General features: G+C 44.3%; 26 protein-coding genes. 20 read left to right on the top strand and 6 right to left on the bottom strand.

Annotated elements, in window-relative coordinates; translation table 11 throughout:
• Nucleotides 1-180 precede the first annotated feature (180 nt).
• The 13 genes from IGJ17_RS14855 (at nt 181) to IGJ17_RS14795 (ending at nt 12767) form a co-directional block, all read left to right on the top strand.
• Nucleotides 181-675, top strand: a complete 495-nt coding sequence (locus IGJ17_RS14855; RefSeq protein WP_429961586.1) for a methylated-DNA--[protein]-cysteine S-methyltransferase — start codon at nt 181-183, stop codon at nt 673-675.
• Between the two features lie 103 nt (nt 676-778).
• Nucleotides 779-2284: a phosphomannomutase/phosphoglucomutase gene (locus IGJ17_RS14850; protein ID WP_429961585.1), complete on the top strand. Its 1506-nt coding sequence runs from the start codon at nt 779-781 to the stop codon at nt 2282-2284.
• 19 nt (nt 2285-2303) lie between these two features.
• Nucleotides 2304-2507, top strand: a complete 204-nt coding sequence (locus tag IGJ17_RS14845; protein ID WP_005227790.1) for a hypothetical protein — start codon at nt 2304-2306, stop codon at nt 2505-2507.
• A gap of 159 nt (nt 2508-2666) precedes the next feature.
• Entirely contained in the window at nt 2667-3341 is a 675-nt protein-coding gene (gene sapR / locus IGJ17_RS14840) for a two-component system response regulator SapR (protein ID WP_005227794.1), read from the top strand.
• On the top strand, nt 3338-4375 hold the full coding sequence (gene sapS / locus IGJ17_RS14835; RefSeq protein WP_429961584.1) for a two-component system sensor histidine kinase SapS: 1038 nt from the start codon (nt 3338-3340) through the stop codon (nt 4373-4375). The genes sapR and sapS overlap by 4 nt, the downstream gene beginning before the upstream one ends.
• 115 nt (nt 4376-4490) lie before the next feature.
• A complete protein-coding gene (locus IGJ17_RS14830; RefSeq protein WP_429961583.1) occupies nt 4491-5357 on the top strand; it encodes a GRP family sugar transporter in 867 nt (288 codons plus the stop codon).
• 23 nt (nt 5358-5380) lie between these two features.
• Nucleotides 5381-6766, top strand: a complete 1386-nt coding sequence (locus tag IGJ17_RS14825; protein WP_005233503.1) for an APC family permease — start codon at nt 5381-5383, stop codon at nt 6764-6766.
• A 273-nt stretch (nt 6767-7039) separates the two neighbouring features.
• Entirely contained in the window at nt 7040-8488 is a 1449-nt protein-coding gene (locus IGJ17_RS14820) for an ABC transporter permease (protein ID WP_429961624.1), read from the top strand.
• 12 nt (nt 8489-8500) lie between these two features.
• On the top strand, nt 8501-9175 hold the full coding sequence (locus IGJ17_RS14815) for an ABC transporter ATP-binding protein (protein WP_008379303.1): 675 nt from the start codon (nt 8501-8503) through the stop codon (nt 9173-9175).
• Nucleotides 9168-10481, top strand: a complete 1314-nt coding sequence (locus IGJ17_RS14810) for a PASTA domain-containing protein (protein WP_422705384.1) — start codon at nt 9168-9170, stop codon at nt 10479-10481. Before IGJ17_RS14815 ends, IGJ17_RS14810 begins: the two co-directional genes overlap by 8 nt.
• A 41-nt stretch (nt 10482-10522) precedes the next feature.
• Nucleotides 10523-10681 carry a hypothetical protein gene (locus tag IGJ17_RS14805; RefSeq protein WP_005233508.1) on the top strand — a complete coding sequence of 53 codons (159 nt, stop codon included), beginning with the start codon at nt 10523-10525 and terminating at the stop codon, nt 10679-10681.
• A gap of 74 nt (nt 10682-10755) precedes the next feature.
• Entirely contained in the window at nt 10756-11442 is a 687-nt protein-coding gene (locus IGJ17_RS14800) for a response regulator transcription factor (protein WP_005233513.1), read from the top strand.
• Entirely contained in the window at nt 11436-12767 is a 1332-nt protein-coding gene (locus IGJ17_RS14795) for a sensor histidine kinase (RefSeq protein WP_429961582.1), read from the top strand. Before IGJ17_RS14800 ends, IGJ17_RS14795 begins: the two co-directional genes overlap by 7 nt.
• 84 nt (nt 12768-12851) lie before the next feature.
• Here IGJ17_RS14795 and IGJ17_RS14790 read toward each other — a convergent pair whose 3' ends face one another.
• Entirely contained in the window at nt 12852-14045 is a 1194-nt protein-coding gene (locus IGJ17_RS14790) for a toxic anion resistance protein (RefSeq protein ID WP_005233515.1), read from the bottom strand.
• A gap of 97 nt (nt 14046-14142) precedes the next feature.
• Nucleotides 14143-14784, bottom strand: a complete 642-nt coding sequence (locus IGJ17_RS14785) for a 5-bromo-4-chloroindolyl phosphate hydrolysis family protein (RefSeq protein WP_008379306.1) — start codon at nt 14782-14784, stop codon at nt 14143-14145.
• A gap of 218 nt (nt 14785-15002) precedes the next feature.
• Between IGJ17_RS14785 and IGJ17_RS14780 the strand changes: the two genes are divergently transcribed.
• On the top strand, nt 15003-15581 hold the full coding sequence (locus tag IGJ17_RS14780) for an NUDIX hydrolase (protein WP_008379307.1): 579 nt from the start codon (nt 15003-15005) through the stop codon (nt 15579-15581).
• Nucleotides 15574-15870, top strand: a complete 297-nt coding sequence (gene macP / locus IGJ17_RS14775; protein ID WP_005233519.1) for a cell wall synthase accessory phosphoprotein MacP — start codon at nt 15574-15576, stop codon at nt 15868-15870. Before IGJ17_RS14780 ends, macP begins: the two co-directional genes overlap by 8 nt.
• 57 nt (nt 15871-15927) lie before the next feature.
• On the opposite strand, the gene IGJ17_RS14770 is transcribed toward macP, so the two are convergent.
• A complete protein-coding gene (locus tag IGJ17_RS14770; protein WP_008379308.1) occupies nt 15928-16530 on the bottom strand; it encodes a class I SAM-dependent methyltransferase in 603 nt (200 codons plus the stop codon).
• A 151-nt stretch (nt 16531-16681) separates the two neighbouring features.
• Here IGJ17_RS14770 and IGJ17_RS14765 point away from each other — a divergent pair, with 151 nt between their 5' ends.
• From IGJ17_RS14765 to IGJ17_RS14755, 3 genes are read left to right on the top strand one after another with little or no spacing between them, the layout of a single operon-like run.
• Entirely contained in the window at nt 16682-17377 is a 696-nt protein-coding gene (locus tag IGJ17_RS14765) for a 5'-methylthioadenosine/adenosylhomocysteine nucleosidase (protein WP_005227823.1), read from the top strand.
• A gap of 43 nt (nt 17378-17420) precedes the next feature.
• Nucleotides 17421-17984 (top strand): cysteine hydrolase family protein, encoded by a 564-nt coding sequence (locus IGJ17_RS14760; RefSeq protein WP_008379309.1) that lies wholly within the window; start codon nt 17421-17423, stop codon nt 17982-17984.
• Nucleotides 17985-18284 carry a hypothetical protein gene (locus tag IGJ17_RS14755; RefSeq protein WP_087664562.1) on the top strand — a complete coding sequence of 100 codons (300 nt, stop codon included), beginning with the start codon at nt 17985-17987 and terminating at the stop codon, nt 18282-18284.
• A 50-nt stretch (nt 18285-18334) separates the two neighbouring features.
• Here IGJ17_RS14755 and IGJ17_RS14750 read toward each other — a convergent pair whose 3' ends face one another.
• Nucleotides 18335-20227 carry a M13 family metallopeptidase gene (locus IGJ17_RS14750; RefSeq protein WP_429961581.1) on the bottom strand — a complete coding sequence of 631 codons (1893 nt, stop codon included), beginning with the start codon at nt 20225-20227 and terminating at the stop codon, nt 18335-18337.
• 140 nt (nt 20228-20367) lie between these two features.
• Between IGJ17_RS14750 and IGJ17_RS14745 the strand changes: the two genes are divergently transcribed.
• Nucleotides 20368-20907: a C39 family peptidase gene (locus IGJ17_RS14745; protein WP_005233534.1), complete on the top strand. Its 540-nt coding sequence runs from the start codon at nt 20368-20370 to the stop codon at nt 20905-20907.
• A 71-nt stretch (nt 20908-20978) separates the two neighbouring features.
• A complete protein-coding gene (locus IGJ17_RS14740) occupies nt 20979-21944 on the top strand; it encodes a ribose-phosphate diphosphokinase (RefSeq protein WP_005233536.1) in 966 nt (321 codons plus the stop codon).
• Between the two features lie 77 nt (nt 21945-22021).
• Here the strand turns inward: IGJ17_RS14740 and IGJ17_RS14735 are convergent, their stop codons facing one another.
• Both IGJ17_RS14735 and IGJ17_RS14730 read right to left on the bottom strand, forming a co-directional pair.
• Nucleotides 22022-23041 (bottom strand): LacI family DNA-binding transcriptional regulator, encoded by a 1020-nt coding sequence (locus tag IGJ17_RS14735; protein WP_060791571.1) that lies wholly within the window; start codon nt 23039-23041, stop codon nt 22022-22024.
• Between the two features lie 107 nt (nt 23042-23148).
• Entirely contained in the window at nt 23149-25413 is a 2265-nt protein-coding gene (locus tag IGJ17_RS14730; RefSeq protein WP_429961580.1) for a glycoside hydrolase family 65 protein, read from the bottom strand.
• Nucleotides 25414-25486 lie beyond the last annotated feature (73 nt).

The following is a 25486-nucleotide window of genomic DNA, read 5'->3' as shown; positions in this document are numbered from 1 at the left end:
AAGTTGGAGCAGCTGGAGAGCACCCTGTTTTCCCACTATTTGCAACGACCGATTGGCAATAAGCCAATCGGTTTTTTTGCGCAGCTCGAAAAAATGGTATACTGTCACTGAGACAGCTGCACAACGGCGGCTGCACGTAAGCAGTTGTGCTGCAAAAAATGGATTCCATGAGGTGAAAACATGAAATTAGCATTGGCAAAGATCGTTTTAGAAGAAGAATGGTATGAGGTGGTCCAATCGGAAAAAGGAATGGTTTATTTTGGTCGACAGCAGGATCATCATGAATTACTCAAATTCTTTCCATTGGCTGAAATCAGTAGTATAGCTGACCTTGATCCAGTAATTGAAACGCAGCTGCAAGCTTATTTTGCAGGGGAACCAGTGACGTTTACTTTTGCGTTTGATTTTGTCGGGACGCCGTTTCAACAAACCGTTTGGCAAGCACTGACCCAAATTCCTTATGGACAAACGACTACGTACAGTGACTTGGCGCTGCGCATCCAACGTCCGACCGCTGTTCGAGCTGTCGCCAATGCAGTGGGGCGTAACCCAATGATGATCGTGGTTCCTTGTCATCGTGTGTTAGGAAAAAACGGCCGCTTGACGGGGTATCGGGGCGGGTTAGCAACTAAACGCCGATTACTACAACTGGAAGGGATTCCTTTTAAAGAATAGATGAAGCAAACTATTTATAGTAAAAAATACTAAAAAGCAATTTCATTTCCTTATTTCTCTGGTATAATAAAATTGATTCCGGTTACAAGAAGGGGTGGAGGAAATGAACATCGTTGAGTTACAAAATGGTTCTGATATTCGGGGAATTGCGATCGCCACTGAAAAAGAACAGGTGACACTGACGGAGCAAGCGGTTCGGCAAGTTGCTTCGGGCTTGCGCAACTGGTTGGAAACAAAGGGCAGCGGACCTTTTCGCGTGGCAGTCGGTCGTGACAGTCGCTTGAGTGGCGAAGCACTGCAAGAAGTGTTGATGGCACAGCTGCAGCAAGAAGGCGTGGCAGTGATCGATTGTGGCTTGGCAACGACACCAGCCATGTTTATGAGCACACAGTTTGCGGATTTCGACTGTGATGCTGGTGTGATGCTGACAGCGAGTCATTTGCCTTATTACTTTAATGGAATAAAAATTTTCAGCCGCCAAGGCGGTGCCGAAAAAATGGATATCCACTATATTTTGACCCACACTACCGTTCATGAGGCAGCGGAAAAAGGAAGCTATCAGCAAAAAGACCTGCTGACGCCTTATGCCCAAGATCTACTGCAAAAAATTCGCCAAGGGATGGGAACCAATGAGGAAAAACCTTTGGCTGGATTAAAGATCATTGTTGATGCAGGCAATGGTGCCGGCGGCTTTTTTGCTGAAAAAGTGTTGCTGCCGCTAGGGGCAGATACGAATGGCTCGCAATTTTTAGAACCGGATGGGCATTTTCCCAATCATATCCCTAATCCAGACAATAAAGAGGCGATGGCAAGTATTCGTGAAGCCGTCTTACGAGAACAAGCCGATCTAGGCATTATTTTCGATACCGATGTCGACCGCTCGGCTGTCGTGACCAAAAGCGGTGAGCCCTTGAACCGCAACAATATGATTGCTGTATTAAGCAAGATCATCTTAGCGGAACACCCTGGCACGCGTATCGTCACTAATTCACCAACCTCTAATCATTTAAAAACCTTTATCGAAGCACTGGGAGGGCAGCAAGTACGCTATATTTCTGGCTACCGCAATGTGATCAACAAAGCGATTGAATTGAATGAAGCAGGACTGGACACACAGTTAGCCATCGAAACCAGCGGGCATGCCGCGTTTAAAGAAAATTTCTTTTTAGATGACGGGGCGTACGTGATCGCCAAGCTCTTGATGATGCTGCCACAATTGCAACAGCAAGGCACGACACTGGATGAGCTGATCGCGGCGTTGCAACAACCCGCCGAGACCCAAGAATTGCGCTTTGCGATCCAAAAAGCCGACTATCAAGACTATGGTCGCCAAGTGATCGCGGATTTAGCCGATCATTTGCTGCCAGGCTGGCAGATCGATCCAGAAAATGAGGAAGGCATTCGCATCAACTTGACAGCGCCCTATGGCCAAGGCTGGTTCTTGCTGCGAATGAGCTTGCACGAACCACTGCTGGTGCTGCAGATCGAAAATGATGAAGCGGGTCATCTACCGGCAGTCGTTCAAGCAATCGGTCGCTTCCTATCGCAGTATGAAGCCATCGATCAAAGTAAACTGACACAGTTTTTAGCACAGCAACCAAAAATTTGAAGAAAAGCAGGGAACTAAAATGGTGATCTTGATGCTGCTGATCATGGCAGTGACGTATGGTGTGAATTTTTTCTTGTTTCGTTATTTGAACAAACGACCAAAAATCGATGTCGTTGAACGGTTATCAATGCTATTAGGTGTCAACATGAGTGTGCTTTTTTTCGATGGGATTTTATTGTTTATCGGAAAACTACTAATTGAGACTGTTGAGATCATCGAGTAACCTAGTCGTCCGTTTTTTGTTTGCCTCTTCACTGATTCCTCAGGACAGTGAAGAGGTTTTTTAGGGTTTGCTAAAAACGGCGATTAATGTTCGCATTCGTTTTTGATATTTGATAAAGTAAAGAGGAGAAAATTACGCAAAGTGAGGGAATTCACGGATATGGCAAAAATAATGGTAGTAGAAGATGAAGCGGTGATTCGCCAACTGATTATCGAAGAACTAGAAAAATGGCAGTTTGAGACCTTTGGCACGACGGATTTCCATCAAGTGTTGACTGACTTTGAAGAACAAGAGCCCCAACTGATTTTACTGGATATTAATTTGCCGGTTTTTGATGGCTACTATTGGTGTCAAAAAATCCGCGAAGCTTCCAAAGTACCAATCATTTTTATTTCCAGTCGCAATACCAATATGGATATGATCATGGCCATGAATATGGGGGCGGACGATTTTGTGACAAAACCTTTTGAGATCGACGTTCTGATTGCAAAAATCAATGCCTTATTGCGCCGTTCCTACAACTATGTAGAAAGCAGCAGCGAGACGTTAGTGCATAACGGTTTGACCCTCAATATCGACAACAGCAGCATGTATATCAATGGCGAAAGCATCGATCTTAGCAAAAACGAATACCGCCTGCTGTATATTTTGATGAAAAATCACGGCAAGATTTTAAGTCGTGAAAAACTCTTGCGGGCCTTATGGGATGACGAGCGTTTTGTAGATGACAATACCTTGACGGTCAATATCAATCGTTTGCGACGAAAAATCGAACAAGCGGGGATGAATGGCTACATTGAAACCAAGGTTGGTCAAGGGTATATCGTACCATGACAAAGTGGCGGGTTTTGCGCAGTTTTTTGCAAGATCGTTGGCTGCTGTTTATTGGCTGGCTGGTCTTTTTCGTGTTGACGGTCTTAGTTTTTTGGCTGACTCCTCATTCCCCGATGGATTGGGGTACAGTCGGCTATCTCTTTTTGATGCAAAGTGTCTTGATGGTGTTCTTTTTGGCAATCAGCTACTTATCTAAGCGGCGTTTTTGGCAAAAAATCACCCCCAAGCCCGGAGACAGCTTGCTGCAAAACTACTTGCAAGGAGCACGCTCGGCGGAAGAAGAACGGATCGAATCTTACATCAATCAGTTGATCCGAGAGCACCAAGAATTGATGCAGCAAGTCGTCAGCAATCAAGAAGAACAAAAGGAATACATCGATTCGTGGGTCCATGAAATCAAAGTACCTTTAGCCGCATCACGATTGCTTTTGCATTCGATCGAATTTGATATTCCAGATGAAAAATTCATCTTACTAGAAAATGAATTGAACCGCATGAACGAATACGTCGAGCAAGTCTTGTACGTCGCCCGTTTGGACAGCTTTTCAAAAGATTATCTGGTCCAAGAAATTTCATTGAAAGCCGTCATCCAGCCGGTTTTACGCAGTCAGGCAAATTATTTTATCCAAAAGAACCTGCACTATGCCGTTGAAGGTGAGGATCAGCAAGTGTTGACCGATGAAAAATGGCTCGGCTTTATCTTTCGACAATTGGTCAGCAATGCCGTTAAGTACACACCACAAAATGGGCAGCTGACAATTCGGATCGAAAAAGATGCCCAAGGAACCTATCTCCACTTGCAAGATAGTGGGATCGGCATTCCTAAAGAAGACATGCGTCGCATCTTTGATAAAGGCTTTACGGGCGAAAATGGGCGCCAAACGGACACCCACTCGACGGGATTAGGGCTCTTTTTAGCGAAAAGTTTAGCGAAGGAATTAGGCATCGAGCTAACGGCTTCGTCGACAGTTGGAAAAGGAACCACCATGACGCTGTTCTTTCCCTTGTTGAGTTATTATGAGGAAAAACGCTAATCTGCTTTTTTTCGAGTATCTTTTTGTGTTTTTTGACAAAAATCACTTGTCCCTAGAACGTTTTCACTGATACACTAAAGCCTGTGTTTAAAATTGAATGGTAAGGATGAATGAAATGGAGATACTCGTTGCATTAGTACCAATGTTTGCGTGGGGCAGCATTGGTTTAGTAAGTGCCAAACTTGGCGGGGATGCGAACCAGCAAACGCTAGGAATGACGATTGGTGCCTTTTTCTTTTCTCTGGTCGTATATTTTGTGACGATGCCAGTGATTGATGGAAAGGTGATTTTGATCGGTCTTTTGTCTGGTCTCTTTTGGTCCGTCGGTCAAAACGGTCAATTCCATGGCATGAAATATTTAGGTGTGTCTGTTGGACTGCCGCTTTCAACCGGCATGCAGCTGATTTTAAATACGGTCGCCGGTGCATTGTTTTTCGCGGAATGGACCCAGACCCGCGATTATGCATTAGGTGTTAGCGCATTGATCTTATTGGTGATCGGGGCTTATCTGACCGCTCGCCAAGATGGTGAAAGTCCGGTAGAAGCCGGCAGCAAGATGCTTGATTTTCCTAAAGGATTTCGGGCATTGATCTCATCCACGATGGGGTACGGCGCCTATACAATTTTGATTACTTGGGCAGGATTGGACCCATTGGCGATCATTTTGCCACAAAGTGTCGGGATGCTGATCGGTGCCAGCCTATTTGCTTTAAGAAAGACGAAGGTCGACGGTTTTGTAGGGAAAAATACCTTGTCAGGATTGTTATGGGGCATCGGCAATGTCTGCATGCTGATCACGGTTCAGCAAGTCGGACTAGCGGTGGGCTTCTCATTGTCGCAGATGGGAATCATCATTTCAACGCTAGGCGGGATTTTTATTCTCGGCGAAAAGAAAACCAAAAAAGAACTGCGGTATGTGGTGATTGGTTGTCTGCTGGTGATTATCGGCGGTGTTTTGCTGGGGTATATGAAAGCAACATAAACGTATATTTTTGAGGAGGAGTTATGGATTTATTTCGAAAAAAAGTCATACAACGGGAAAGTGTGACGAATTTAAAAAAAGAGTTGAAGTTAAAAGATTTGATTATGTTGGGGATCGGCGCCATTATCGGCACAGGTATCTTTGTTGTTACAGGGACTGCTTCTGCTGAGTATGCCGGACCGGCATTGATTCTTTCCTTTGTTGTAGCTGGTATCGTTGTTGTGTTATCAGGGCTTTCTTTTGCGGAATTTGCTTCTCGGATCCCCGTTTTAGGGGGCGCCTATTCGTATCTGTATGTCGTTTTTGGTGAATTTACCGCGTGGCTGGCAGGCTGGTTTTTGATTTGCGAGTTCTTATTGGCCGTTTCTTCGGTGGCATCTGGCTGGTCAGGCTATGTGCAAGGCTTTTTGGCCAGTGCGGATATCCATTTACCAACCGCGTTGACGGGCGGTTATGACCCAAGCAAGGGGACCTACATTGATTTGATCGCTGGTTTAGTCATTATTTTTGTAACCTTGTGGGTCAGCCAAGAAGCGAAAAAAGCGTTACGTTTGAACAATGCCATGGTATGGGTCAAATTCGGCGTGATCCTCTTGTTTATCGTCTTTGGTGCCTTTTTCGTGGAACCAGACAACTGGCAGCCCTTTATGCCCTTTGGTTTTTCAGGCGTCTTTAATGGTGCAGCGTTAGTCTTCTTTGCTTTTCTTGGCTTTGATGCCGTCGCAATGGCAGCGGAAGAAGTCGAAGATGCCAAGAAAAATGTCCCTCGAGGAATCATTGGTTCCATTGCGATCGCAACTGTCCTTTATATCATTGTCACACTGATCATGACGGGAATCGTGCCGTTTGCGGAATTAGGAGTCAATGATCCGGTAGCTTTTGCGATGCGTTATGTCGGTCATGGGGTTGTCGGATCAATCATTTCTGTGGGTGCGATCTTGACCTTATTAACAGTGACGATCGCTATGATGTACTCCTTGGCGCGTCTGTTATATGCCATCAGTAAAGATGGGTTATTGCCAAAAGCGATGCAAGCCATTGATCCAAAGCATCAAACACCAAAGAAAGCGACCTACATCGCGGGTGTTTTTGCTTTCTTCTTTGCGGCAGCTTTCCCATTGAATATCTTGGCAGAATTGACCAACATTGCGGCATTGTCGTATATGATCTTAATGTCCTTAGGAATCATCAAGCTGCGGAAGATGATGGGCCCACCTGCTAAAGGCGAATTCAAAGTACCACTGGTACCGTTATTGCCTTTGTTGTCCGTTGCCAGCTGTCTCTTCTTGATGACCCGTCTACAAACGGCGACCTGGATCGTTTTTGGGATCTCCTTAGTGATCGGAATCGCGATCTATTTTGTATATGGCTATCGTAACAGCGAATTAAATGAGAAAATTGACGAATAGGATTGTGAAAAGGCAAAGACCCGGATGCGGTTTTTGTCTTTTTTTATGTAAATATAGCCGAGCTTCCTATAAGCAGCGTTTTAGGAGGCTTTTTTTGTTATTCAAATAGTGGTCATTTCTGGTGCTGATCATTGCAATGACAGTCTTTCTTGATCAAAAGTCCTCTATGAATCTGCTTTTTTTGAGAAATTTTCCAAATGACAGATTCGCTAAAGGTTCATCCAGTATGCTTTTGTTAGAGAAAAAAAGAGAGGATGTTGGCAATTGAATTATATGAAACGGGCATGGCTGAGTGTGACGAGAAAGCGAGGGAAATCTGCAATATTGTTTGCTGTTATTCTAATTTTAGGAAATGTGATCGCTGGTGCAATTGCGGTCAATCAGTCGACTCAAAATGTCGAAAAGCAGATCAAAAACCAATTAGGTTCCCTCGCAACGATCGATATCGACTATGAAGCCTTGATGGCAAATAGTGAGGGCGGCGCAAGTATGGAGGAGATTCAGCCGCTGCCGGAGGAGCTGATCAAACAAATTGGCGAGCGCTCGGAAGTCAAACAGTATGACTATTTGCGAGAAGCAATGATTGCTGTTGATAAATTCAAACCCTATAGTTTTAGACCAGAAGTTGAAAACGAGAATATCATGGTTTCTGGAGGTATGGATTCTTGGGTCTATTTAACAGGAACCAATCTCTTACAACCGTTGGATTTTGAAGAAGATACGGTGAATTTAACACAGGGACGCTTCTTTACTGAAGAGGAACAGCGTACCGGAAAACGTGTAGGGTTGATTTCTGAAGAGGTGGCTCAGGAAAACGGCTTGACCGTTGGTGACACCATGGTATTAGATGGACAGTTTATCGATTATTCATCTGGTGGAGATCCAGAGAAACAAAAAGGCAATGATTACCCAATTGAAATCGTCGGGATCTTTAAAAACACCAGTTTAGAAAAAGCGAATGAAAAAAATGATAATTCGAGTTCGTCCTTTTTTGATGATCGTCCCTTCAATCGGATCTATATGCCAAATGATGCTGTGAAAACGATTGTTGAAGAGGAACGTGCGGGACATCAAGCGGCATTTCCAGCGACAGACCCCGGATCTGATAAGGATTTCTTTACCCCGCAATTTATTTTGAATCAACCAGAAGATGCAGAACAATTCAAACAAGAGGTGACACCACTCTTGCCAAATGGCTATAAGGTCAATTCTTCTACGGATGAGTATGACCGTGTGGGAACCAGCATGAATCGCTTATCACAGATTTCCTCATATGTCGTAGTGATTGCGGTGATTGCTTCCTTGATTATTATCTCCTTGATCATTGTCTTGTTTACCCGAGATCGTAAATATGAGTTAGGCATCTACCTTTCGTTAGGGGAACGACGGAAATACGTGTTTGCACAAATCGTGCTCGAACTCCTGTTGATTGGTGTCAGTGCAATGCTGATCTCCTTGGTTACAGGGAATATGCTGGGCAAGATGGTTTCTGAATCTTTGTTAACCAGCAGTATGCTAGAGGCAAACCAGACAGGGATGGAACAATTCTTTGTGGGGGCACCGAAAATCGACCAAGCGACGATCAACGAGGCGTTTCGCGTTCAATATACCTTATCTTATGTGATCGCCTTTTTAGCGACTGGGATCGTGACGATCTTGCTTTCGGCAGTGGTGCCGCTGTTGTATATTTTACGGTTGAATCCGAAAAAAATCATGCTGTAAGGAGCGATGAACATGGCAATTTTAGAAACAAAAGACATGACGTATTACTACCAAGATGGCGAGAATCGCCGGAAAATTTTAGATAAAACCAATATCTCCTTTGAAAAAGGCAAATTTTACACGATCTTAGGAAAATCAGGCTCAGGAAAGACCACTTTTCTTTCCTTGATCAGTGCATTGGATCAGCCAACCGATGGGGAAGTGTTTTTTGAAGAAAAAAATATCAAAACGATCGGTTATGAAGAATATCGCCGCAACAAAATCAGTCTGATTTTTCAAAGTTACAACTTGATCCCTTATTTGACGGCTTTAGAAAACGTCCTTGTTTCGATGGCGATTTCAGACAACAAACTCCCGGATCAGCACGATCAAATTGCGTATCGTTTGCTGGACTATATCGGCATCAATTCCACGAAAGCCGATCGTTTCGTCAATCAGCTTTCCGGTGGGGAACAGCAGCGGGTCGCCATCGCTCGTGCTTTAGCGACCAACGTTGATATCATTTTAGCCGATGAACCTACCGGGAATTTGGATGAAGGCATGGAACAAGAAATCGTGGATATTTTTAAAGAACTAGCGGCGATCCACAACAAGTGCATCATCGTAGTGACCCATTCGACCGAGATCGCCAAGCAGTCAGATCAGACTTTTTACTTAAAAAAAGGTGCGTTGACGGCCTATGAGTGATTTTTTATCGAAGTTTGAAGAAGAACCGAAACAGCCAGACAAGGAATCAGCAGCAGCCGAAGTACCTTCTTCCCGTGCTTCCCGCAAAGAAAAAGGTTCAGCTTCTTTAGAAGAGGGGATCGAACATGATCCCTCCTTCAAAAAGAAGCGGCGAAAAAAACGACTGCTAGGGTTAGCTGCCTTGCTTGGACTCTTTATACTCAGCGGCTTTTTATTTTTCCAATTGGCGTATGTCCGGTTGGATAACTTTGTGGACAAAGAGATCTCAGAGGTCAGAGAATGGGCAGCGGAACATGATCTTGCGGTTGATGTCACACCAGCCTATGATGAAGCCCCAGCCAATCAAGTGATCGCCCAAGCAGAAGCTGCCAGAAGTCGAGTCAGAAAAAGAAGCACTCTGCATCTAACCGTGAGCCAAGGACCTGATCCAGAAGAGAAATTGGCATTGCCAGACTTTATGGAAATGACGAGGGACGAGGCAGCAGAGTGGATCGAAAAAAATCAAGCAAGCAATTTGACGATCGTCGATGAATACCACGATGAGATCGAGGAAAAAGCACCGATTCGAGTAGAATTTACCAATAAAGAAGTCTCACGAGAGAACTATCATCGTCGAGATGTCGGACGAGTCTTTTATTCCAAAGGCGAAGAAACCTTTGAAAAAGATATTGAAGTACCAGACTTTAGTGATAAAACCCGTGCAGAGGTAGAAACATGGGGGAAAGCCCATGAGCTGGAGCTTGAAGTCAAAGAACAGGCTTCGGATACTGTGGAAGAAGGCAAAGTCATTGAACAAAGCGTGGCACCAAAAGAAAAAATCGCGAAACGGGATGCGTTTCAAGTAACGATTTCCCTAGGGAAAGGGGTCACCGTACCAGACTTTTCAACGATTTTACCAGATGATGCCCAGGCCGCTGTTGAGGGTGTCACTGTGCGGATGCGGATGCAGTTTACTCAGAGTCTGCCCTATGGACAATTGATCTCGCAAAGTGAGACCGCCGGGACCGTCTTAACCAGCAAAGATGACAAAGGCATTGAAGTCGTCTATTCGGCAGGTCAACCGTATATCAAAGATTACCGTCGAAGCGAGATCCTTGAAGGGGATCTGCAAAAACTCTTCTTTGATGAATTCCGTTCAAAAGGGGCGAACATCAGCTATCAAGTCCGTTATGTCAATTCAGCAGAACCCTACGGGACAATCGTGGGGATGAGCAAGTTCAATCAGTTTTTACCGTTAGAAGATACGATCACCTTCGATATCAGCTTAGGCAATCAGACAGCCCCAGCGGCTACTGATCCAGAATAGTCGAGCGGATTTGTCGATGACCTGCAAAAAGGAGGAAACCCATGCGTCATCAAGAGAATTTTCAAGACCTTAGGAAAAAGCTGTTTGTCTTTTTGTTAAGCGGTATGGTAGCATTGTTGCTACACATGTGGATTCATCAATCCAGCGAACACGTGCGGATCGTTTCAACAGAACGTTTTATTGGAGAACAATTGGAATGATCCTACAGGAATGATTGTGCTTACCGAAAAGTGATTGAAAATAGAAATGATGAGTGTAAAAGGGGGACTGACCGATGCGGATCTTATTCGTAGAAGATGAGCCATCGATCGCAGAAGCGGTTGCCAGCTTATTGAAGAAACAACATTATTCCGTTGATTTGGCGTATGATGGCGAAACCGGATTAGATTATGCAGCGAGTGGTGTATATGACATTCTCGTTTTGGATATCATGCTGCCAAAAATCGATGGGATCACATTGCTAAAGACGTTACGCAAGCAAAATATTCGCACGCCGATCATTATGTTGACGGCCAAAAGCGAAGTCGATGACAAAGTACTCGGCTTGGATGCAGGGGCAGATGATTACTTGACGAAACCCTTTCAAATGAAAGAGTTGCTGGCACGGATTCGTTCGCTAGGCAGAAGAAAAGATTTGGATTATCAAGAAGACCAGTTAGCCTTTGGCAACGTGGGCTTAGATCGTAATGAGCTGCAGTTAGCCACGCCTAGCAATCAAGTGGTGCTGTCACCCAAAGAAATGAAACTGATGGAGCTATTTTTAGCCAGACCTAAAGTGATTTTATCAAAAGAAACCATCATCAATAAAATTTGGGGCTTTGATCCCGATGTGGAAGAAAACCGCGTTGAAATCTATGTGTCTTTGCTGCGGAAAAAACTGACGCTGCTTGAAGCGGATATCGGCATTCGCACGATCCGCAATGCGGGGTATATTTTGCAGAGCAAGGAGCCACCATGTTAAAAAAATTGCGAAATAAAATGCTGTGGTTCAATATGGCACTGATCTCGATCATTGTCTTAGGTGCCTTTACCTTTATCTATATTTTGAATGCCACCCAAATTGAAAACGAGATCCAATCGCTCGTCTCGCAAGAATCAAATCTCCTAGCTGCAGCACCGTTAGATGAGGAAGAAGTGCGTCAATCACTGGCAGACCCAGAATATCCAATGATTTTGACTGTCATCAATAGTACGAGTGACGTCAGAGAAATTGGCTTAGTTGTCAGCGATCAAGTCGACGTTGAGATCCAAAGTGATGATGAGGGTGTCGATGAGAGCGAACTGTATGCCGCTTTGGTCGATACAGCAACGAAGCAAGGAGCAGTACCAAACGAGGTGAAGTTGAATGATCGTTATTGGCGCTATTCCCTCTTTTTGGTAGCTTCTTTCAGCCATTATTCCATCAATAATGAGTCAATGGGAATGTACTCTACCAGTATCAATAGCTATGAGCCGTATTACCAAGTAATGTTTTTTGATGTCACCGATTATAAGACCAGTCTGAGAAATCTAAGAAACACGCTTTTGCTCATCGGCGTTTTAGCTTTAGCCAGTATTTATATCGCTAGTTTTTATGTGGCCAATCGAGCCTTGCGACCGGTGGAACTGGCTTGGCGCAAACAAAAAGAGTTTGTTTCTAACGCTTCCCATGAGTTGAAAACACCACTGGCGATCATTCAAGTCAATGCTGAGGTATTAGCTGGCAGTCCAGAAGAAACCTTGGAAAGCCAGATGAAATGGCTGGAAAACATTCAGTTAGGTTCCGAACGGATGGATGAGCTAGTGAATAGCTTATTGCTGTTGACCAAATTCGAAAGTGCCGAACAAGAAATGGTGCGTTCTTTGATCGACGCCAGTCAAGTCGTGCAAAGTGTTTATCAAAGCATGGAGGCGATTGCGCTGGAAAAAGGGATCCACTATCAGGAACAGATCGCTAAACAGGTGCACCTTGAAAGCAATGAGCAAGCCTTGCGGCAATTGACCATGATATTGGTAGACAATGCCTTGAAATACACGCCCGCTGGAGAAACAGTCAAAGTGGCCCTAATCGAACGGCAACGAAAGACAGTATTGCAAGTCTCCAACAGTGGTTGTCTGATCCCCGAAGAAAAAATTCCCTATGTCTTTGACCGCTTCTACCGCGGGGATCCTTCTCGCAACCATCAAGACGGTGGCTATGGGTTAGGTTTAGCCATCGCCAAAGCCATCACAGAAATGCTGGAGGCGCAAATCAGTTTGACGGTGGATCAAGACGGCGTCAATCACTTTGAAGTTTCATTTCATTGAGATTTGATTGCTGCCTTCACTTAAATCAATTTTTTCAAAAAAAGAGGACTCCGGGAATGGAAGTCCTCTTTTGATAGGTGAAATTTACTTGTTGCTAGTTAAATCCAATAAGCGGTCTTTCAAGTCTTCTTCTAGATGACCTAATTCCACTTCGGCAGCACGACGTTTTTCTTTTCCTTCTTTTTGGATCCGTAATGTTTCTTGGATCGTTTCCACAAGGTCGTTTTGTGTTTTTTGCAATGTTTCGATGTCGACGATGCCGCGCTCGTTTTCTTTCGCTGTTTCAATAGCAGAAACTTTCAACATTTCTGAGTTTTTCTTCAATAGATCATTGGTGGTCTCAGAAACTTGGCGCTGTGCCGTAACTGCATCTTTTTGACGCAATAAAGTCAAGGCAATGACCACTTGGTTTTTCCATAGTGGGATCGCTGTATTGACAGAAGCTTGGATTTTTTCTGCTAACGCTTGGTTCGTGTTTTGGATCAGGCGAATTTGCGGTGCCTGTTGGATCGTGATTTGACGTGCCAAGCGCAAGTCATGGGTCCGTTTGTCTAAACGATCTAGGAATTGCGTATAATCGTTGGCGATCTGTACGTCCATTTGATCATTCGTTTCTTCTGCTTTTTTCATGGCTTCAGGAATGATTTTGGTTTGCAATTCTTGCATCTTCAACTCGCCAGCGGCAATGTAGATGTTCAATGCATCGAAGTAATCTTTGTTCTTTTGATACAACTGTTCCAACATCAGGTTGTCTTTTAGCAAACCGTCTTTTTCTTTATCCAATTTGACGGCGATCTTGTCGATTTGGGCACCGATTTTTTGGTATTTAGCGGTGATTTCAAAAATGGATTGTTTTACTTTACCAAACATCCGCTTGAATAAGTTGCCTTCACCTGCACGCAGTTCATCTGGATTGGCTTCTTGCAAGCGATACATCAACTCAGTCAATGAGTCGCCCACAGGGCCGATATCAGCTGCTTGGACATGGTTCAACATAGATTGGGAAAACTCCCCAAGTTTGGTTTGGGCAGCTGCACCATAGGTGATGACTGCTTGCTGGTCAGTTGCATCGATCTTGCTGGCTAATTCTTGGGCCTGTGCTTGACGCTCTGGCGGTAATTTGTCAATCAAACGCGGTGCTGTTTGCTGTTCTTTCAACTGACTGATCTCCGCTTGTTGAGTAGTGGTCAAAGTGTCGACAGGGGTTGAAAATGGGTTGTTCAATAAATCGTCAAGCGTATCCGTTACCGGTTTTACTTGATTTGGTGTGTCACTCATAATAACTCCTCCTAATAATTGTCTGCTTTCGAAAAAAATCTAGCCTGGGCTAGATTTTTTTTTAGATTCTTTTTTTGTTGCCAATCAGAATCTATCCCTATTCATTATCTCGTTTTATGCTTTGTTTGGCAATGGATAACTCAATATCCATGTCATCAAGATCGTCTGCTACAAATTGGGAGTAGTCTTTGGCGATCAAGGAAGCCATTTGCTCGATAATTTGTGTGCTTTCTTCGATTTTATCATAGGTCTCACGACTTTTGATCTCATGGCTATTGATTTCAATGAACTTATCGGTCAAATCGACCATATTGGGCAAGTGGGTATAAAGGAAATGACTTGCCAAAGGCAGTTTAGTTGGTTCTTTTACGAGTTCTTTGAAAAGAGCTTTTGAGGCACGCAAGGCATCGTGACGCAAGTCAATGGCTTTTAACTTGTTATTGCTAGTGATATTTTTTTGGTATTTATCGATTTGGTGTTTCGTCTGATTCATCGTTTCACGGAACAATTCGATCTCACGAGCAGTCATTCCGCTCTTCAAGTAATGGGCTTCTCGTTCTCTCGTTAAAGAAGGCAAAACTTGTGGATCCGCTGCCGGAACTTTACGTCCTCTGATACCGACGTAGACTAAAATTGCACCGACGATTAATAATAGGCTCGCAAATGAATCGCCTACTACGTTAAAAATAATACTGATGAGGACGATCGCACCAACGATCAGCCAGATGTTTTTTTTCATTTTTCCTCCTCCTAAAAATCTCTTGGACAAGTAGATTGGGTTATTCGACATCTTTATTTTAGCATGTTCACTAAAAGAAAAATATCAGACTTGGGGTGGATTTTCCGATTTTTAGTAAATTCATAAGCTTTCTTGCCATTTCTTAAGAAGATATTTTTTCTAAATTATGCTAAAGTGTTTGATAGATAAGACGTATGAGGAAAGTTAGGTGTCGATAGATGTTAGAATTTAAAGATTTTGAAGAAAAAACGATCCAACGGAATGAAATTTTCCATGGCAAAATCATTGATGTGGTGGTTGATGATGTCTCCTTGCCCAATGGTGGAACCAGTAAACGCGAACTAGTCTTCCACCCAGGTGGGGTGGCCGTGATCGCCTTGACGAGTGAGAACAAAATGCTGTTCGTTCGCCAATTCAGAAAGCCATTAGAGCGAGTGATTTTAGAGATACCAGCAGGCAAAATCGATCCAGGAGAAGGCGCACGTCCAGATTTGACTGGCGCCCGGGAATTGGAAGAAGAGACTGGCTATCGCGCAAAAACGCTAGAGCATGTTTCTTCTATGTACCTTTCACCAGGCTTTGCGAATGAAATCTTGCACGTCTATTATGCGAAAGAGCTGGAAAAAGTGGCAAATCCCTTACCGCAAGACGAAGACGAAGTGCTGGAAGTCTATGAATTGAGCTTAGAGCAAGCACAAGCCGCTATCGCTGATGGAACGATCTGTGATGCGAAGACCGTGTTTGCGATCCAATTTTGGGAGTTGCTGGAATTGAAACGGAGGAACGGACTTGCCTAAAGAACCATTGATCACCCGCAGTGAACTTCGACGCCGACGCGAAGAAGAACAAGCGGCGTCTGAACGTAATCAGCAAATCGTAGAAAAGCAAAGCAAGAAAGAATGGAAACAAAAAGAAAAACAAATCGATAACCACTACCGAAAAGTGCGCAAGAAAAACAAAGAAATCACGAAGACCCGTGCCGGTGAGAACCAGAAATCTCGGGATTTGAACCGTTTTTTAATGAAAGCCATTGTGATCGTCACTTTATTGTTAGTCGTCGTCGGTTTGGCGATCTTTTTGTTGTGATTCATCTAGAACAAAGAAAAAGCCGCCCCTGCATCTTCTGCAAGTGCGGCTTTTTTGTTATTCGGTCGGCTTTTTCAAAATAGCTAAAAACATGGCAGCTGGCTGATTCATGAACAAATGATCCGCTTCATGAAAAACGGTAAAGGAAGTGTCGGTAAACCCAATCGCCTCTGTCAGTTGAGTCAATGCAGCAGGGTCAAACCCATTATGAACCAGCGGGTGAGACACGGCGGGATTTTTGAGGAAATCCACTAGGTAAAGGGTTCCTCCTGGCTGCAGCAAGGCGTATAGTTTTTCCATCATAGCGGCTGTGTCAGGAATATGCAGCAAGACGAGGGATAGCAGCACAGCGTCTGCTTTTGCTTGTAAGGATTCTTGCAGCAGATCGTGGACAGTTGCAGAAGCATTGGCCAGCTGCAGTTGGTTGATTTTTTTTTCAGAAACCTCGATCATGCCAGGGGCAGTATCCCAGATGGCTAAGTGCTGGACATAAGCTGCTAAGGGCAGACTTACTAGGCCGGTACCGCCGCCGATATCGATCAGAGTTTGGTGCTGGTTGTCTTTAAAATAAGGTTCAAGGGTTTGGGTGACTAATTGTGCTAACGCGATCCGTTCAGGGGTATCGTATTTTGCTGCCATGGCGTTGAAAATTTCAGACATAAGTGCCTCCTTTGATAATGACAAAAAACTGTTCGTTTCGTCAAAACTAGTTTATCATGAAAGGAGAAAAACACGTCAGTAGATACGTGGGAATTTCTGTTGTTTTTCATTTTAAAGGATGAAAAATAAACGAGAAGTAGGAGGCAAACACATGAAAATTGGTATTATTGGTGCAATGGAGGAAGAAATCAAGGCGTTGCGGGAACAGTTGATTTCACCGCTTTCTTGGGAACGCGGCGGCGCACTATTTATTTCAGGAAGTATCGGCAATCATGAAGTGATCGTCGTTCGTTCAGGTATTGGCAAAGTTCTGGCATCGATCACCACTAGTTTACTGATCCAACAATACGGGGTCAATATGGTGATCAATACTGGATCAGCTGGTGGGATCGGTGCCGGTTTACAAGTAGGGGATTTAGTGATCTCAGATAAAGTGGCCTATTTTGATGTCGATGTGACTGGCTTTGGTTATGAATATGGCCAGTTGCCTGGTGGGATGCCTTTGTATTATGAAGCCAGCCGCTATTTGATCAGTGAGATGACGAAAGCCGCAGAAGCGACTCATCATACCGTGAAAAAGGGACTGATCGTTACTGGTGACAGCTTCATTCATGACCCGCAAAAAGTACAGGAGATTTTAGGACATTTTCCAGATGCCTTGGCTTGTGAGATGGAAGGAGCCGCGATCGCACAGACCGCGCAGCAATTCAATATTCCTTTCTTGATCGTGCGCGCGATCAGCGACACCGCCGACCACGCAGCAACCGTCTCTTTTGATGAGTTTATCTTAGAAGCTGGCAAGCGTTCCGCTGAAATGGTCTTGGCATTCGTTGAAACATTAAAGTAACTTAAAAAACAGGAGAGCCGATCCGTAAGAGGAGGAAGGAAGCATGAGAGCATTACTATCCATTGATTATACGTTTGATTTTGTTGCAGATGAGGGACGATTGACGACGGGTGCTGCTGGGCAAGCGATTGAAGCTGCCTTAGTGGCTCGGACGCAAGCCTTTATCGAAGCCGGTGAGTATGTCGTTTTTGCCATTGATCGTCATGAGGAAACAGACAACTATCATCCTGAAAACCGCTTGTTCCCACCCCACAATCTTGCGGGCAGTGCGGGGCGACATCTTTATGGTCGTTTAGCCCCGCTTTATGAAACCTATCAGGAAGCGCCAAATGTCTATTGGATCGACAAGCGCCATTACTCAGCGTTTAGTGGTACCGACTTGGACATCCGACTCCGGGAAAGAGGGATCACGGAATTGTACCTGACCGGCGTTTGTACCGACATCTGTGTCTTGCATACAGCAGTGGATGCCTATAATTTAGGCTACCAACTGGTGATCGATGCAGATACCGTTGCCAGCTTTGACGCGGTCGGACATGAATGGGCACTACGCCATTTTGAAAATACCCTTGGTGCGAAAATCATTTCTGCGAAGGAGGAAGCATAAATGGGATGGATGGATCAATTAAAAGCAAATTTCAGTTTCAGTGAACTGACTAGCCTTTATCAAGCGTATCAAAAAGGGAATCTTGATGTGAAGGCGTTGTTGAACAATGACTTCTTACAAAAGTATACAGATTTTCAGAACTTGGATGAGTTTATGGCTAAACTAGGAATCCAGAATGAAAACCAAATCTTCGACTTTCTAAAAGACCGCCCCAATCGACAAAAAGCCGATAAAGTCGTCAATGAGCATTCTCAATTCGATTCTGTGATTAGTATGATGAAAAAAGCTTTACAGAAATAAACAATTGGCGAAGAAAAAGCGCAAGCAGAAAAATCTGCTTGCGCTTTTGTTTACCAGATCTGCACACGATCTTCTGGTGCACGATACATAGGGTCACCAGGTTTGATATCAAAGGTTGTATAGAATTCATCGATATTTTGGACTTGGATATTGGCCCGTAGTTTAGCTGGTCCGTGGACATCGATCGCCAGTAAGAGCTGTTGGTATTGTTCTTTGGCTTTTGTACGCCAAATCTTCGCCCAATTGGTGAAGAAGTCTGTTAAAGAAACATCGCTTTCTTTTTGCGCTGCTTCTAGCGCACAGCTTAGTCCGCCTGCATCGGCGATGTTTTCAGAAACAGTCAATGTTCCGTTGACGGTACCGCCGGCAAAGGGCAGGCCATCAAACTCGTCGATCATCGCTTGAGCTAAGCGTTCAAAGTGTGCCAAATCTTCTTCTGTCCACCAATTGTTTAAATTACCATATTCATCAAATTTTGCCCCGTTGTTGTCAAAGGCGTGGGAGATCTCATGAGCAATGACCGCGCCGATCCCCCCATAATTTGCGCTGGTGGATTGCTCCAAACTATAAAAGGGCGCTTGTAAGATTGCTGCTGGGAAAACGATCACGTTCTTAAATGGGTGATAGTAGGCATTCACGGTAGCGGCGGACATTTCCCATTCCTCGCGATCCACGGGCTGCTGCCATTTTTTGAAGGTATCTTCTCGGAACAAACGATTGAAATGAAGGGCATTTGCCAACAGACTTTTCTCTTCATCGGTATGCAATTGATCATAAATAGCAGGAACTTGATCAGGGTACCCGACATGGATGCCTAAACGATTCAATTTGATGATCGCTTTTTGGCGGGTTTCTTCACTTAACCACGTGTTGTTGCGCAAACGATCTTGGTAGACAGCAATCATTGTTTCCACCATGTGTTTGACGTCTTTTTTCGCCATTTCCCCAAAGTACTTGCGTCCATAATAATCACCGATCACTTGACTAAAATGACCCATCGTTAAGTAATAAGCCGCTTTTTGTTGGGGAGCCGCTTCATCGATCCCTGATAAGTAGCGACTGTAGGTTCCGCCTAACTGACGCAATTCTTCACTCAGATAGCTAGTATAGCGCAAGCTTTGGTTGACGATCATCCAGCCTTTCAAGAGTTCAAAATGGCTATCAGAAACAATAATGTCAAAGGCTTCAAAGTAAGCGGGTTCCGTTACGATCAGCTCTTCTGGTGTACCTGGTAAAAGGGCTGTCAAGAGTTGTGTGAAATCGATCTTGCTAGCTTGCTTTGCAAATTCCTCCAAGGAGCGAGGATTGTAGTTTTTACTATAATCCGCACTTTCTTCCGCACTGCGGACATGAGGGGCGATCAATTTATCAAATGCGATCGCTTGCTCTACCAACGATTCCGCTTCTGCTTGGTCTTTTCCGTAAGCAACTAAAACGTTGACGGCCATCTCAAAGTAGACTTGCAGCATTTCGCCTGCTTGGGGATTTTCTGTGTAATAGGTTTTATCCGGCAAAATAGTAGCAGGCGGATAGACCGACAAAGTATTCATTTGCGCATTTTTCATGTCTGCATCGACATCCAGTTGGAAAGGCAAGGCAATACCCTCTAAAACGAAACTTGCCAGTTGCTGATTCAATTCCTCATAAGAACGCAACGCTTCGATTTTTGCTAATAGTGCATTTGCTTCAGTAGCGCCAGCTGCCTCTCGTTGGGCAAAATCGCTGGCTAAGCGGTAAAAAGCCACAGCATCCTTCATGCGGCCTTTTGGCGTAGCATGGGGATCGTGTGCCATATTTTCAAATTCTGCGATCATTAAGGAATCGATTCCGTCAACGAGATCTTGGAATCCACCCGTAGCGGGTTTATCTGCTGGAATAACAGCGGTCTCCAGCCACTCGCCATTTACATAGTCATAAAAATCATCTTTTAACAAGGTTGTCATGTCTTTCGCTCCTCTCGCTTTCTACTATTATGAAACAAAATCTGTAAGGACGCAAAGAAAAGTTTTCTAGACGAAAAAGGGTTTTGATCCAAGTAGGAGGAGAATCTAAGGTATAATAAGAAAAAAGGCAGGTGAACGAGATGGAACAAGTAGAGTGGAAAGGGATCGCCGAAGAGCGGTTTCGTCCGTATAAGCAGTGGGTCACTCCTTCAGGGTATTTATGCGGCACCTATGCGGCAGCCGTCTTTTTGGCCTACTATCAAGATTACATCGATGAAACGATCATCCCGAAAGCGTTTCGCAGAAAAAAACAGCGGGATCTGACAGTAGTGACGGAAATGCTGCGTGTGCTGATTCAGCCTCATGGGTTGCCGACAATCGCTTGGCAAGTCAGTCATGGATTGACTCGGTTTTTCGATCAATTCCAATTGCCTTACCGCGGACGTGCGACCGTTGTTGGCGGTTGGCATCGAGCGTGCAAACGAATCGACGAAGGCAAACCGGTGATCATCGGTATTTTGAAGCCTTTAGGTAGCACATATGGCAATCATTGGGTCGTGGCTTACGCCTACGCTGAAACCGCCAGCGGAGAACGCTATTTTAAAGTTCATGACAACTGGGGTAACTACAAAAAAGTGATTCCCGCCAGTTGGGTAAACGGTACCGTCACACTTCCTTGAACGAGACGGTTAAAAAAACAGTCACTTTGTGCTAGAATAGAAGAAAACAACCACATTCATTGGAGGCAATCATGGGCGAAAGTTATAAAGATAGTTCGTTGAAAATTTTTAGTTTAAATGGAAATTTACCATTAGCAGAAAACATTGCGAAAGTTTTCGGTACAGAACTAGGGAAGTCAAAAGTGACACAGTTTAGTGATGGAGAGATTGCCATCAATATTGAAGAAAGTGTGCGGGGCGACCATATTTATATCATTCAATCGACGAATGAACCCGTCAATGATCATTATTTAGAGTTGCTGATCATGATCGATGCGATGAAACGGGCTAGTGCGAAGACCATCAATGTCGTTTTGCCTTATTACGCATATGCGCGGCAAGACCGAACCGCCAACCCGCATGAGCCGATTACTGCAAAATTGATTGCCAATATGCTGGTGGAAGCAGGGGCTTCTCGGATCTTGACGCTTGATTTGCATGCCGTCCAAGTTCAAGGATTTTTCGACATCCCAGTGGATAATCTCTTTACGATCCCATTGTTTGCCCATTATTATCGCGAACAAAAAATGACTGGTGACGACTATGTCGTTGTTTCACCAAAAAACAGCGGTGTCCAACGGACCCGTAGTTTGGCAGAATACTTAGATACAGCGATCGCGATCGTCGATCAAGATGAAGCCGATGGCGGCTATGTGATTGGTGATGTCGTTGGGAAAAAATGTATTTTAGTTGATGACATTTTAAATACCGGCCATACATTGGCAAAAGCGGCAGACTTGTTGAAGGAAGCTGGTGCCAGCGAAGTGTATGCTTGTGTGTCTCACGCCTTACTTTCGCCGCCAGCTAAAGAAATTTTGGATCAATCAGCGATTGAAAGGATTTGTGTCACCGATTCTTGTTGGACCAGCGAAGAACGCCATCCAGAAAAACTGCACTACATTTCTTGTGCTGAATTGATGGGGGAAGCCGTTCGCCGCATTCACGAAAATACACCAATGAGTCCATTGTTCCGCCTGGAAAGCAAAGAGTATAAATAAAAATATGAAAAGCACCCGCTATCCCTAGGGACAGCGGGTGCTTTTGCGTGTGGGGGAAGTGGACCAAACACAGCGGATCAGTTCAACTGGTTGCGGTTCAAGACCGTTTCTCGTTTGATCAGCTTATGTGGTACGACCAGCTGTACGCCGTTTGAATCTTCATGATTCAATTGCGCCATCAGCCGTTCGGTAGCGATTTTTCCTAAGGACAACACGTTGATATCGATACTAGTCAAATACGGATGGGTCAAAGTAGCAAAGATCGAATTATTGAAACTGATGATGGATAAGTCATCCGGGACTTTGTAGCCATACATCGTCGCTAATTGAATGATCCGCACAGCGAACAGATCATCGATCACGACGATGGCCGTTGCTTGGGATTCTTTGATCGTTTCTTCAAACGTGACGTAATCTTCCGCTTTTTCAAAGGTCAATGCTGGATAAAAGGGGAGATTTGCCAGCATCATGGCTTTTTGGTAGCCGAAAAAACGTTCGAAATACAGATTTTCATGGGTCGTATTAGTAGCAAATAAAATCTTCGTATGCCCTTGGGCGATCAGATGCTCGGTTGCTTGCTTGCCTAACAACTGGTTGTCATTATCGACAAAAACGATTTTGTCTTCATTGCTGTATGGTTGACCGATCAAGGTAAAGGGGACTTCTTTTTCGACCAGATAATCGATGATGGGGTCTTTTTCATCGGAATAGACCAAGATAAAGCCATCTACTTGTTTTTGCAAGTGCATTCGTTCCACGTTTTTTAGCAACGTAGTAAAATCACGGGCGGAGGCGACGGCAACTGTCATTTGATGATGACGGGCCTCTTCGTTGATGGCCTCGATCGTTTCTAAATAAAAGGGGTTTCCTAGTCGTTCTTTCGAATCAAGGGGCGGCAAGATCACGCCGATGGCACTAGATATCTGTTTGCCGAGATTTCGAGCCGCAAGATTGGGGACGTAGCCCATTTCTGCCATTACTTTGCGCACTTTCTTCTTAGTATCTTCAGAAATACTGGGATGATCGTTTACGACACGAGAAACCGTGGATGTAGCGACGCCAGCCTTTTTGGCGACATCTTTGACCGTAATGCTCACTGATTTCCCTCCTTTTTTAGCTTATAGTATCACAAAGTGTCGGCACAAGGGTAGAGCCAATCAAAAGAAAGAAGAAATGCAGACATTTCTTCTTTCAGAAGGCTTGTTTAGCTAATCGCTGTACTGATTTCGTCTTCTAAAACATAGTCTTTGCCATACACCTTGATTGGCAATGCCTCACCGCTGATTTTTTTCAAAGTCACCGTCGACTCATTGACGGAAACAAAGAGCAGACGTCCACGATAGTTGATGTGGAAGGCATAGCGGCTCCACGTTTTAGGTAAGAATGGCGCAAACCCTAAGTGGTCGTGATCGGTTTTCATTTGAGCAAAGCCTTGAACGATCGCTAACCAGCTGCCGGTCATAGAAGTGATGTGCAAGCCATCATCGGTATCATTGTTGTAATTGTCCAAATCAAGACGAGCAGTCCGCTCATACATTTCCAACGCTTTTTCTTCCATGCCTAATTCCGCTGCCAAAATCGCATGGATACTTGGGGAAAGGGAAGATTCATGCACTGTCATCGGCTCATAGAAATCAAAGTTCCGTTGTTTTTCTTCTTTGCTGAATTGATCGCCGAAGAAGTAGATCCCTTGCAAAACATCGGCTTGCTTGATAAAGCAAGAGCGCAAGATATGATCCCACGACCAATTTTGGTTCAATGGTAAATGTTTTGGATCAAGATCGGAAACGGGCATCAAGTCTTTGTCTAAGAAGGTATCATGCTGGACGAAGACTCCAAGCTCTTGGTCTTCTGGGAAGTACATATTGTCGATGATGTCTTGCCATTTGGCTTGCTCTTCGTCAGAGATCGTGACAGCCGCTTCGTCTTTGAAGGCTTCATAGCTGGCTAAGGTATAAGCTAAGACCCAAGTAGCCATTTTATTGGTGTACCAGTTGTTATTGATATTGTTTTCGTATTCGTTTGGTCCAGTGACGCCATGGATCATGTATTTTTGCTGACGTTTTGAATAGTGGACACGATCTGCCCAGAAACGTGAAATCGCGCTTAACACTTCTAATCCTTCTTTTTTCAGGTAACTTGTATCGCCAGTATAATTCGTATAGTTGTAGATGGCATAAGCGATGGCACCGTTTCGGTGAATTTCTTCGAAAGTGATCTCCCACTCATTGTGGCATTCGATCCCAGTGAAGGTCACCATTGGGTAAAGGGCACCTGCTAAGCCTTGTTTTTGCGCATTGATATGGGCTTGCGGCAATTGGTTGTGACGGTATTTCAACAAGTTGCGGGTCACTTCTGGTTTTGCTAATGCCAAATACAATGGGACTGCATAGGCTTCGGTATCCCAGTAAGTCGCACCGCCATATTTTTCACCAGTAAAGCCTTTCGGTCCAATGTTCAAGCGCTCGTCTTCGCCATAATAGGTTGAAAACAATTGGAACAGGTTGAAACGAATCCCTTGTTGCGCCGCAGCATCGCCTTCAATGATCACATCGGCTAAATCCCAGCGGGCTTTCCAAGCAGCGACTTGTTCTGCACGCAACGCATCGTAATCTGCTTTGTATAAAGTGCCTAATTCGGTGACTTTTGCTGGATGATCATGAGCGGGAACATCACGACTCGTAACGATCAAGACTTCTTTGATCAATGAGAAGGTGTCACCGGCTGCCCCAGAAAAGGCAAAGGTATCAGCGACGCAAAGTTCGCTTTTCACGGAATCAATCGGTGTTTGGCTATGACGCATAGCAGAAGTGACAGTAAAGCGTTCAATGTCAAAATTATTTTCTACGGTCCGAGTCGTCAAGTAATGGAAGGTTTCGGTTTGGCCATGAGCCAATTCTTCCCAGAAACGTTCGTCGTAGTTGCTGTCTTCGTTATGGACGTTGTTATCTAGTTTAGAAATGACTTTGATCTCAGCGTCGCCTTCAATGATCTCAGCATCCATCTTAATGAGGGCAAGTTCACGTTTTACGATGCTCAAGAAGCGTTCAAAAGAGAATTTAACCGTTGCACCTGCTAAAGTCACAGTATAGTTGCGGCGTAAAATCCCAGTTTCCATGTCTAGTTCTAAATGGAAATCACTTGGGCTGATTTTTGCTAAGTCGACTAATTGGTCATTGATAAATAGATCCATTGCAATAAAGTTGACCGCATTGATCACTTTGCCAAAATAGTCAGGATAGCCGTTTTTCCACCAGCCAACACGGGTTTTGTCTGGGTACCAGACACCTGCGATATAGGTACCTAAGTGATGATCGCCGCTGTATTGTTCTTCAAAGTTGCCGCGCATTCCCATGTAGCTATTCCCGATGCTTGTTAGCGACTCTTGCAGTCGACGATTTTCTTTATCTAAGGTAGATGTCGCGATTTTCCATGGATCGATCTCGAACAATCGTTGGATTTTTTTCATGAAAGTCCCTCCAGAATCTTTTTGATATCTCTATCATAAGCGCAAACGATTGCATCGTCAAGTGAAAGTTGTT

The organism is Enterococcus sp. DIV1096b (assembly GCF_050498765.1).
GTDB lineage: Bacteria > Bacillota > Bacilli > Lactobacillales > Enterococcaceae > Enterococcus_D > Enterococcus_D entomosocium.
The sequence above is the reverse complement of the archived record's forward strand: the minus strand, read 5'-3'. Positions and strand labels throughout refer to the sequence as shown.

Excerpts from the sequence above, each read along its gene's own strand:
- IGJ17_RS14825 (WP_005233503.1), top strand. The coding sequence starts at position 5,381 with ATGGATTTATTTCGAAAAAAAGTCATACAACGGGAAAGTGTGACGAAT.
- IGJ17_RS14820 (WP_429961624.1), top strand. The coding sequence starts at position 7,040 with ATGAAACGGGCATGGCTGAGTGTGACGAGAAAGCGAGGGAAATCTGCA.
- IGJ17_RS14795 (WP_429961582.1), top strand. The coding sequence starts at position 11,436 with ATGTTAAAAAAATTGCGAAATAAAATGCTGTGGTTCAATATGGCACTG.
- IGJ17_RS14770 (WP_008379308.1), bottom strand. The coding sequence starts at position 16,530 with ATGTCTGAAATTTTCAACGCCATGGCAGCAAAATACGATACCCCTGAA.
- IGJ17_RS14745 (WP_005233534.1), top strand. The coding sequence starts at position 20,368 with ATGGAACAAGTAGAGTGGAAAGGGATCGCCGAAGAGCGGTTTCGTCCG.
- IGJ17_RS14810 (WP_422705384.1), top strand. The coding sequence starts at position 9,168 with ATGAGTGATTTTTTATCGAAGTTTGAAGAAGAACCGAAACAGCCAGAC.
- IGJ17_RS14785 (WP_008379306.1), bottom strand. The coding sequence starts at position 14,784 with ATGAAAAAAAACATCTGGCTGATCGTTGGTGCGATCGTCCTCATCAGT.
- IGJ17_RS14780 (WP_008379307.1), top strand. The coding sequence starts at position 15,003 with ATGTTAGAATTTAAAGATTTTGAAGAAAAAACGATCCAACGGAATGAA.
- IGJ17_RS14760 (WP_008379309.1), top strand. The coding sequence starts at position 17,421 with ATGAGAGCATTACTATCCATTGATTATACGTTTGATTTTGTTGCAGAT.
- IGJ17_RS14845 (WP_005227790.1), top strand. The coding sequence starts at position 2,304 with ATGGTGATCTTGATGCTGCTGATCATGGCAGTGACGTATGGTGTGAAT.
- sapR (WP_005227794.1), top strand. The coding sequence starts at position 2,667 with ATGGCAAAAATAATGGTAGTAGAAGATGAAGCGGTGATTCGCCAACTG.
- IGJ17_RS14850 (WP_429961585.1), top strand. The coding sequence starts at position 779 with ATGAACATCGTTGAGTTACAAAATGGTTCTGATATTCGGGGAATTGCG.
- IGJ17_RS14765 (WP_005227823.1), top strand. The coding sequence starts at position 16,682 with ATGAAAATTGGTATTATTGGTGCAATGGAGGAAGAAATCAAGGCGTTG.
- IGJ17_RS14755 (WP_087664562.1), top strand. The coding sequence starts at position 17,985 with ATGGGATGGATGGATCAATTAAAAGCAAATTTCAGTTTCAGTGAACTG.
- IGJ17_RS14830 (WP_429961583.1), top strand. The coding sequence starts at position 4,491 with ATGGAGATACTCGTTGCATTAGTACCAATGTTTGCGTGGGGCAGCATT.
- sapS (WP_429961584.1), top strand. The coding sequence starts at position 3,338 with ATGACAAAGTGGCGGGTTTTGCGCAGTTTTTTGCAAGATCGTTGGCTG.
- IGJ17_RS14740 (WP_005233536.1), top strand. The coding sequence starts at position 20,979 with ATGGGCGAAAGTTATAAAGATAGTTCGTTGAAAATTTTTAGTTTAAAT.
- IGJ17_RS14855 (WP_429961586.1), top strand. The coding sequence starts at position 181 with ATGAAATTAGCATTGGCAAAGATCGTTTTAGAAGAAGAATGGTATGAG.
- IGJ17_RS14800 (WP_005233513.1), top strand. The coding sequence starts at position 10,756 with ATGCGGATCTTATTCGTAGAAGATGAGCCATCGATCGCAGAAGCGGTT.
- IGJ17_RS14750 (WP_429961581.1), bottom strand. The coding sequence starts at position 20,227 with ATGACAACCTTGTTAAAAGATGATTTTTATGACTATGTAAATGGCGAG.
- IGJ17_RS14790 (WP_005233515.1), bottom strand. The coding sequence starts at position 14,045 with ATGAGTGACACACCAAATCAAGTAAAACCGGTAACGGATACGCTTGAC.
- IGJ17_RS14805 (WP_005233508.1), top strand. The coding sequence starts at position 10,523 with ATGCGTCATCAAGAGAATTTTCAAGACCTTAGGAAAAAGCTGTTTGTC.
- IGJ17_RS14815 (WP_008379303.1), top strand. The coding sequence starts at position 8,501 with ATGGCAATTTTAGAAACAAAAGACATGACGTATTACTACCAAGATGGC.
- IGJ17_RS14730 (WP_429961580.1), bottom strand. The coding sequence starts at position 25,413 with ATGAAAAAAATCCAACGATTGTTCGAGATCGATCCATGGAAAATCGCG.